General features: G+C 57.4%; 9 protein-coding genes. 1 reads left to right on the top strand and 8 read right to left on the bottom strand.

The window, feature by feature from the left end; translation table 11 throughout:
- Positions 1-127: 127 nt before the first annotated feature.
- From yacG to pilB, 5 genes are all read right to left on the bottom strand, one after another.
- Positions 128-325: a DNA gyrase inhibitor YacG gene (yacG, locus tag IEG05_RS06115; RefSeq protein WP_003302802.1), complete on the bottom strand. Its 198-nt coding sequence runs from the start codon at positions 323-325 to the stop codon at positions 128-130.
- Positions 322-930 (bottom strand): dephospho-CoA kinase, encoded by a 609-nt coding sequence (gene coaE / locus IEG05_RS06110; protein WP_191121779.1) that lies wholly within the window; start codon positions 928-930, stop codon positions 322-324. The genes yacG and coaE overlap by 4 nt, the downstream gene beginning before the upstream one ends.
- Before the next feature lie 131 nt (positions 931-1,061).
- Entirely contained in the window at positions 1,062-1,931 is an 870-nt protein-coding gene (locus tag IEG05_RS06105) for a prepilin peptidase (protein ID WP_191121778.1), read from the bottom strand.
- A 2-nt stretch (positions 1,932-1,933) separates the two neighbouring features.
- Complete coding sequence (locus tag IEG05_RS06100) at positions 1,934-3,151, bottom strand: type II secretion system F family protein (protein WP_191121777.1); 1,218 nt, start codon at positions 3,149-3,151, stop codon at positions 1,934-1,936.
- A 1-nt stretch (position 3,152) separates the two neighbouring features.
- Positions 3,153-4,856: a type IV-A pilus assembly ATPase PilB gene (gene pilB, locus IEG05_RS06095; RefSeq protein WP_191121776.1), complete on the bottom strand. Its 1,704-nt coding sequence runs from the start codon at positions 4,854-4,856 to the stop codon at positions 3,153-3,155.
- A 308-nt stretch (positions 4,857-5,164) separates the two neighbouring features.
- Here pilB and IEG05_RS06090 point away from each other — a divergent pair, with 308 nt between their 5' ends.
- A complete protein-coding gene (locus IEG05_RS06090; protein ID WP_191121775.1) occupies positions 5,165-5,581 on the top strand; it encodes a pilin in 417 nt (138 codons plus the stop codon).
- A 197-nt stretch (positions 5,582-5,778) separates the two neighbouring features.
- Here the strand turns inward: IEG05_RS06090 and IEG05_RS06085 are convergent, their stop codons facing one another.
- The 3 genes from IEG05_RS06085 to cysD all read right to left on the bottom strand — a co-directional run bounded on the left by IEG05_RS06085 (position 5,779) and on the right by cysD (position 8,938).
- Positions 5,779-5,997: a hypothetical protein gene (locus tag IEG05_RS06085; RefSeq protein ID WP_191121774.1), complete on the bottom strand. Its 219-nt coding sequence runs from the start codon at positions 5,995-5,997 to the stop codon at positions 5,779-5,781.
- Positions 5,998-6,110: 113 nt separating this feature from the next.
- On the bottom strand, positions 6,111-8,009 hold the full coding sequence (cysN, locus tag IEG05_RS06080; protein WP_191121773.1) for a sulfate adenylyltransferase subunit CysN: 1,899 nt from the start codon (positions 8,007-8,009) through the stop codon (positions 6,111-6,113).
- An 11-nt stretch (positions 8,010-8,020) separates the two neighbouring features.
- The gene (gene cysD / locus IEG05_RS06075) at positions 8,021-8,938 is read right to left on the bottom strand and encodes a sulfate adenylyltransferase subunit CysD (protein ID WP_014821370.1); all 918 of its coding nucleotides are present in this window, start codon (positions 8,936-8,938) and stop codon (positions 8,021-8,023) included.
- Positions 8,939-9,116: the final 178 nt, after the last annotated feature.

Genomic DNA, 9,116 nt, shown 5'->3' with positions numbered 1-9,116 from the left:
GTGGTGCTGAAACCTGTCAAAAAGGCCTGAAGTCAGGCCTTGTGTGGACTCCGTTAGGCCAAAGCGCTTGAAAAAGCGCCAAACCGGACGGGTTGGGGCAGTTGAAGCCGAGTTTTTCAACGGCCTGCTAGTGCTCGCGCGGAGGCATGTCACCGGAGAACAGATCATCCTCGAGCTCATTGCCAGGAATCGCGTGCGCTTCCGACGCCCAGGCACCAAGATCGATAAGCTTGCAACGATCGGAACAGAACGGCCGGCTTGGGCTTTGCGGCCCCCACTCTACCGGCGCTCCACACGTCGGACACTCAACTATCGCAGCGGTCATACCTGCCCTCCTCGTAACTTCAAATAAAAGCGGTGCAATCGCTCGACCTCCGACCCTAGCCACGACAGATCTCGATCATTTACCAGCACATCATCGGCATGTTGCAGGCGCGCTTCACGACTGGCCTGCGCCTTGAGAATCGCCCGCACCTGCTCCTCACTGACTTGATCACGTGCCATCGTGCGCGCAACCTGGAGTGACACAGGGACGTCTACAACCAGCACACGATTGACCTGACGGTACTGCCCTGACTCGATCAGCAGCGGAGAAGCCATGATGGCGTAAGGCGACTCAGCCAAGGCGAGATGCCTGGCGATCTCAGCTCGAATCAGAGGATGCAGCAGCTGTTCCAGCCACTGCCTGTCGGCCGGGTTATCGAATATACGCTCACGCAGCCCTTTTCGATCCAGAGCGCCGTCCGCGAGCAAGATGCCTGAGCCGAAGCGCTCGGCAATCTGCAGCAACGCTGGCCGCCCGGGCTCGACCACCCAGCGCGCCGCCTGATCGGCATCGACGACATGTACACCCAGACTGGCGAAGCGATCCAGCACCGCGGTCTTGCCACTACCAATGCCGCCAGTCAACCCGAGAATCCAGGGCTCCATCGCAACCACACCCAGACTAAAAACAGGACGCGCAGTAGTAACTACTCAGCCTGCGAAGCGCAAGCCCAGAACGTCTTTCGTTAAGAGTACAAGTCGGCGGAACGACTTTCGGCTCAGCAATGGTGTCCGACTTAGAAGCGCGCGAACTGGAGATAGCTCTCGGTAATTCGGTCCCCCCAAAGCAACGCGATCCAGCCGGCGATTGCCAAGTAGGGACCGAAAGGGATGGGCGTGCTGCTCTCGGCGCGCTGCACCCGCAACAGGATTGTGCCAAGAACAGCCCCAACCACCGACGACAAGAGAATGGTAAGTGGTAACACCTGCCAACCACCCCAAGCTCCTAACATCGCAAGCAGTTTGAAATCGCCATAGCCCATACCTTCTTTGCCGGTGACCAGCTTGAACAGCCAATAAACCGACCACAGGCTCAGATATCCCGCTACCGCTCCCCACAGTGCACTTTCAAGCGATACGAACAAACCGAAGTTGTTCAGGATGAGGCCAAGCCACAACAGCGGCAGAACCAGCGAATCGGGCAGCAACTGATGATCGATATCGATCATGCTCATCGCCACCAATCCCCAGGTCAGCAACAGCATTGCTCCTGCCTCCCAGGTGAAACCGAAATGCCAAGCGACATAGCCAGAAAGCAGCCCGCACACCAACTCCACAAGGGGATAGCGACTGCTGATCGGCGCCCGGCAGGACGAGCACTTGCCACGCAGGGCCAGCCAGCTGACCAAGGGGATATTTTCCCATGAGCGAATCTGGTGGTCACAGTGCGGACACCGTGAGTTTGGTAGCAGCAGATTGAAGCGCTCACCAACCGGCTCCGGTGGGCACTCGAGATACTCAAGCGCCTGCGCACGCCATTCACGTTGCATCATGATCGGCAAGCGATAGATCACGACGTTGAGAAAGCTGCCGACCAGCAAGCCGAGCAGAGCAGCAGATAAAACAAAGGCCAGCACGTGGCTGGCCAGATAATCGATCAGGATCATATTTAAACGACGGCACCCAACTGGAAAATCGGGAGATACATGGCAATGATCAAACCGCCGACCAGCACGCCCAGCACCGCCATGATCATTGGTTCCATCAGGGCAGTCAGCCCGTCAACCATGTTGTCGACTTCGTCTTCATAGAATGTCGCCACCTTCGCCAGCATTTCATCAAGGGCGCCGGACTCCTCGCCGATGGCGGTCATTTGGATCGCCATACTGGGAAAGGTGTCGGTCGTACGCATGGAGAAGTTGAGCTGCATACCACTCGAAACATCGCTCTTCACTTTCATCGTCGCATTGCGGAACACCACATTGCCCGTTGCTCCAGCGACCGAATCCAACGCATCTACCAATGGCACACCCGCAGCAAACGTAGTTGACAGGGTGCGAGCGAAACGCGCCACGGCGGATTTATAAAGAATGTCGCCGACCACAGGAACCTTGAGCAGAAAACGGTCAAATCCATTGCGAAAACGCTCCGATCTGCTATGGGCTGTTTTGAAGGCGTAAGCCGCCCCGAACATGACGAGCAGCACCATATGCCACCAGGCCTGAAGCGCTTCGGATAAACCAATCACCATCAATGTAAACGCCGGGAGCTCCGCTCCGAAGTTTGCGAAAACATCCTGAAACTGCGGAACCACCTTGATCAGCAAGATCGCCGAAACGATGATCGCAACCAGCACCACGGCAATAGGATAATTCATCGCCTTCTTGATCTTGGCTTTCAAGGCTTCGGTCTTTTCCTTATAGGTCGCCACCCGGTCCAGCAGAGTTTCCAGCGAGCCGGATTGCTCACCGGAATCTACCAAGTTGCAATAGAGATCATCGAAGTACTGAGGCTTCTGGCGCAGTGCGGTTGCGAAACTATTACCCGCTGCGACCTCCTGCTTCAGATCATCCACCAGCTTTCGCATATTTGGGTTGTCAAAGCCTTCCCCGATAATATCGAAGGACTGCAGAAGCGGCACGCCCGCCTTCATCATGGTTGCCATCTGGCGAGTGAACAAGGCGATGTCCATCGGCTTGATCTTCTTGCCAGCACTGAACAATGAAACCGACTTCTTGCGCACCTTCTGCGGATTGACACCCTGCTTACGCAGCTGCGCCTTGACCAGCGCGGGGCTGACGCCGCTCAGCTCGCCCTTTATCTTCGCGCCCTGCTTGTTGGTGCCTTCCCAGGTGAACACACTGGTTTTAATCGCTTTCTGCGCCATGTTAGTCCTTGGTCACCCGGTTCACTTCTTCCAGGCTTGTCACGCCCTGCATGGCCTTCACTAGGGCCGATGTACGCAGGTCGTTGAAGCCGTCTTTACGCATCTGGGTGGAAATGTCGATGGAGTTGCCGTCTTCCATGATAATCCTGGCCAGTGCCGGCGTGTTTTTAACCACTTCATAAATACCGACACGACCTTTGTAACCGCCTTTGCAATTATCGCAGCCGACCGGGCCGTAGATCTTGAACGTCCCAATTTTATCGGCAGGGAAACCTTCGCCCAGCAGCGCCTCGCGCGGCAGCTCCACCTCTTTCTTGCAACTGTTGCAAAGCTTGCGTGCCAGTCGCTGCGCGATGATCAGGTTGACCGAGGTCGCAATATTGAACGCGGCCACCCCCATATTGCGAAGACGGGTCAGGGTTTCCGCGGCGCTGTTGGTGTGTAGCGTCGACATGACCATGTGCCCCGTCTGCGCCGCCTTGATGGCGATCTCGGCGGTTTCCAGATCGCGAATCTCACCCACCATGATGATGTCTGGATCCTGACGTAGAAACGCGCGCAAGGCTTGGGAGAAGTCCATCCCCTGACGAGGATTGACGTTGACCTGGTTGATGCCCTCGAGATTGATTTCCACCGGATCTTCGGCAGTAGATATATTCACGTCCACCGTATTGAGAATATTCAGGCCGGTGTAGAGAGAAACCGTCTTACCAGAGCCGGTCGGGCCGGTAACCAAGATCATGCCCTGTGGTTGCTTCAGGGCATTCATATAGAGCTCTTTCTGATCCTCTTCATAACCCAATGCATCGATGCCCATCTGCGCACTGGACGGATCGAGAATTCGCATCACGATCTTCTCTCCCCAGAGAGTGGGTAGCGTATTGACGCGAAAATCGATGGCCTTATTCTTGGACAGCTTCATCTTGATGCGACCATCCTGCGGCTTGCGGCGCTCGGAAATATCCAGCCCCGCCATTACCTTGAGGCGAGCAGAAATCCTCGGCGCTAGCTGTATTGGCGGACGCGCCACCTCATGCAGGATGCCATCAGTACGCAGCCGCACCCGATAGGCTTTCTCGTACGGCTCGAAATGAAGGTCAGATGAGCCTCCACGAATGGCATCAAGCAGCATCTTGTTGACGAAACGAACCACTGGCGCATCGTCTGCCGCCTCGCCCGCTTCATCGCCCTTGACATCATCACTGACCGACTCGACATCCACGCCATCCAGGTCAACATCGCCGAGATCCTCCAGCCCGGTAGCACCGTTGTCGTAAAGCTTTTCGATTGCCTCACCGAGCTTATCGTCCTCTACCAAGACCGGCTCGATCGAAAGCCCGGTGCTGAACTGGATATCGGCAATCGATTGATGGTTGGCAGGGTCGGACACCGCCACATACAGCTTGGTGCCGCGCTTTGACAGGGGAAGGACCCGGTGCTGCTTGGCCAGCTTCTCGCTCACCAGATCTTTAGGCAGCGACTCCTTATCCAGCGCAGCAAGATCCAGCAGCGCAACACCGAACTGCTCGGAGGCTAGTTCGGCAATGACACGGCCCTTGGCCAACCGGTTTTGGACGACGTAGGTGACAAAGGGCGTCTTGCCGCGAATGGCCTGAGCCTGGGCCTGCTGTGCCGTCTTCTCGTCCAGCACACCAGCCGCAACCATCTGTCGCGCCAGCCCGGAAAGGGAAGTATTCTCGCTCATAAGGGTCTCGCCTTGTTCTGAGCCCGCCTTATAGCGCGAAAGCCGTCCACTGCAAACATGCGCAACTCCGAGTGACGCTATTGGTCACATATCGCCCTAGCAATTAACCAACCCGAAGTACATGCCGGCACATCTCCCACCCAACGCCGATACGCTTTGCTCCCTGGGACGAAGAGCAAGACTCCAAAAGCGCACAACTATTGAAGCTCATCACACTCCGGGACGCTCTACTTGGGCGCGGCGCAACCTGGCACGCCAACTGCTTTACCTCAGCCAGGCTCAACGCCTCAACACTTAAGGAGATTCACATGAAAGCTCAGATGCAGAAGGGTTTCACCCTGATTGAATTGATGATCGTTGTTGCGATCATCGGTATTTTGGCGGCGATTGCATTGCCGGCCTATCAGGACTACACAAAGCGCTCACATGTTTCGGAAGGTCTGACTTTAGCAGCTGGCGCTAAATCAGCAGTCACCGAATATTATGCCTCCCAGGGAGCATTCCCAACGACAAACGCAATGGCTGGAATTGCTGCAACTATTAGCGGGAATGCCGTGAAAACTGTTGCTATCGGCAACGGTGGTGCAATTACCGTCACCTACAACGCAAAAGTCGCTGACGATGCCACTCTTATTCTGGCGCCAACCGACCAAAATGGAGCAATACAATGGACCTGCACAGGTGGCGACGTGGACGATAAATACCGCCCAAGCAACTGCCGTTGATGCCTAGCCCTGTAGGGCGGGTGAAACCCGCGCGGTTACACATCGTCTGACCGGAATCCAAAACCCTGCCCTAACCGGCAGGGTTTTGTTTTTTTTGCATCGACGAAACACGCCGAAACCTTATGAAGACCAGACTGCTGCCTTGTGACGCTCTGCGTCTCGCTGACCGGTCATCGGCGGGCTTACCCGCCCCACGGCTATTCAACGTATTGCATGGCGCCCGCCACGCCGCTGCCAGTCCAATCCGCGGAATAAACGCCATGTCGAAACCAACGATGGGACGACGACCATTGCCAATCGATGGCAACATCAACAAACCCATGCTTCACCGGATTGGCATGCAGATAATCCATGTAATTCAGCATAATGCGGGGCATTCTTCCATGCACCGCAACGGACACAAGCACTTCGAACATAGATCCCCCCGCCCGGCTAATCATCCTAAGACGGGAAAGCGTCGCAGCGGCTAATTGCTTAACCAAAAACGCCCCGCATCGGCAGGGCGTTTTCATATCACCGGCCAGCGCGTTTAGATCGCGCCGCGCTTACGCAGTACTTCGATCACCTGCCTGACACCCTCTTCCAACGACGCCACTTCGCTATCGACAACCAGATCCGCACCCAGCGGCACATCATACGGGAAGGACTCACCCGGAATATTATCCCCACCGGCCGCATACAATCCCTGCGGATCGCGCTGGCGGCAGGCTTGCGGGGAGGCCTGGACGTAGACGGTGATCAGGCGCTCAGCGCCGATCAATGCCTTTGCCTGTTCGCGACCTTCGGCGTCAGGGGCGACGAACGCGGCCAGGGTGATCAGCCCCGCTTCGTTGAACTGACGTGCGACATGGGCGGCGCGGCGCCAGTTCTCGGTACGGCCGGCGCGGTCTTGCGGTAGGCCTTTGTTCAGGTCGTGGCGCAGGTTCTGGCCATCGAGCACGTAAACTGCGCGGCCCATATCGAACAGCTTGCGCTCCACCGCATAAGCCAGCGTGCTCTTGCCGGCGCCGGAAAGGCCGGTAAACAGCACGGTCGCCGGTTGTTGGCCGAAGCGAGTGGCGCGTTCCTCGGTAGACACGTGCGCCAGCGCACCGTGATGACCGCCCGATCCATGGGCAACCGGTTCGGCGATGATCATGCCGGCGCCGACGGTGCCATTGGTGAGACGATCAATGACGATGAAAGCGCCGGTCGTGCGGTTCTGCGCGTAACCATCGAGCGCGATAGGCGCATCCAGGCTGATTTTGACCTTGCCGATCTCGTTGAGCTGCAGGCTGCTCGCGGCACCCTGCTCCAAGGTGTTCACATCAATCTTGTGGGCGATGCTGGCAATCGAGCCCGGCACGTAGCTGGTGGCACGCTTGATGTCGTACTTTTTGCCCGGCAGCATCGGCTCTTCGCCCATCCACACCAGCATGGCCTCGAAGCTGTCGGCGATACGTGGGCGACTGTCCGCATGTACCAGCATGTCGCCGCGCGAGACATCGATTTCGTCTTCCAGCGTCAGGGTGACGGCTTCACCCGGCGTCGCCTGCTCGAGCTCGCCATCGAAGGTGACGATGGACTTCACCCGGCTGGTCTTGCCGGACGGTAGCACAGCAATTTCGTCACCCTTGCGCACGATACCGCTGGCCAGGGTGCCGGCGAAGCCACGGAAGTTCAGATTCGGGCGGTTGACGTACTGCACCGGGAAGCGCAGGTCATCGAAGTTACGGTCACCGGCGATCTCGACACTCTCCAGAATCTCCATCAGCGACTGCCCCTCGTACCAAGGCGCACGCTCGCTGCGATTGACCACATTGTCGCCCTTCAGCGCCGACATCGGCACGAAGTGCAGGGACGATGGCTTGAGCTCGATGCGATCGGCGAATGCCAGGTAGTCGGCCTTGATCTTCTCGAACACGTCCTGATCGAAGTTCATCAGGTCCATCTTGTTGATGGCGACGACGATATGCTTGATGCCCAACAACGAGGTAATGAAGCTGTGACGCTTGGTCTGGGTCTGCACGCCGTAGCGGGCATCGACCAGAATGATCGCCAGGTCGCAGGTCGACGCACCGGTCGCCATGTTGCGCGTGTACTGCTCATGGCCAGGAGTATCGGCAATGATGAACTTGCGCTTGGCGGTACTGAAATAACGGTAGGCAACGTCGATGGTGATGCCTTGCTCGCGCTCGGCCTGCAGACCGTCAACCAGAAGCGCCAGATCGACGTCTTCGCCGGTGGTACCGACCTTCTTGGAGTCGCGGGTGATCGCTTCGAGATGGTCCTCGTAGATCATCTTCGAATCATGCAGCAGACGGCCGATCAGCGTGCTCTTGCCGTCATCGACGTTGCCGCAGGTCAGGAAACGCAGGAGTTCCTTGCGCTCGTGTTGCGCCAGGTAGGCGAGGATGTCCTCGCTGATCAGTTCGGATTGATGACTCATGATGCGCTTCCTTAGAAATAACCCTGGCGTTTCTTTTCTTCCATCGAGCCGGTGGCGTCATGGTCGATGACGCGCCCCTGGCGCTCGGAAGTGCGGGTCAGGAGCATCTCCTGGATGATTTCCGGCAGGCTGGTCGCGGTCGACTCGACCGCACCGGTGAGCGGGTAGCAGCCGAGGGTGCGGAAGCGGACCATGCGTTTTTCGATGCGCCCTTTTTCCTCATCGGTGAGGTGCTCGAGAATCCGCTCATCGTCGATCATGATCAGCGTGCCGTTCTTCTCGATGACTTCCCGCTCGGCAGCGAAGTACAGCGGCACGATCGGGATCTGCTCAAGGTAGATGTATTGCCAGATGTCCAATTCAGTCCAGTTGGAGAGCGGGAACACGCGGATCGACTCGCCCTTCTTGACCTTGCCGTTGTAGAGATTCCACAGCTCAGGGCGCTGGTTCTTCGGATCCCAGCGGTGCTTGCTGTCACGGAAGGAGTAGACACGCTCCTTGGCGCGGGATTTTTCCTCGTCGCGACGGGCACCACCGAAGGCAGCGTCGAAGCCGTACTTGTCCAGCGCCTGCTTGAGTCCTTCGGTCTTCATGACGTCGGTGTGCTTGGCACTGCCATACGTGAAGGGATTCATGTCCTGCGCCACACCCTCGGGGTTGATGTGGGTGATCAGCTCAAGGCCCATCTCCTCGACCATCTTGGTGCGGAAGCTGTACATCTCCTGGAACTTCCAGCGGGTGTCGACATGCAGCACCGGGAACGGCAGCTTGCCAGGGAAGAAGGCCTTGCGCGCCAGGTGCAGCATTACGGCCGAATCTTTGCCGATGGAATACAGCATCACCGGGTTGCCGAACTCTGCAGCGACCTCACGAATGATATGGATGCTTTCCGCCTCCAGCTGTTTCAGATGCGTCAGTTTGTCGACCATGGCTACTCACGATTTGGCAGATGGACGGCCGGCCGGCCGTGGAATGGTCGCAACTCTAACACGACCTTCAATTCTAATCAGGCCGCCTTTTAGACCTAAAAGCTATAGATTTATATCGACTCTCCGCCGTGCCACGGGACCGTGAGATGAGGGCTCCACGACTCACTGCGCTTGTAGA

Origin of the sequence: Stutzerimonas kunmingensis (assembly GCF_014764705.1) — a bacterium.
In the GTDB taxonomy this organism is placed as follows: domain Bacteria; phylum Pseudomonadota; class Gammaproteobacteria; order Pseudomonadales; family Pseudomonadaceae; genus Stutzerimonas.
Note: the sequence above shows the minus strand (reverse complement) of the source record. Positions and strands in the feature narration are given on the sequence as shown.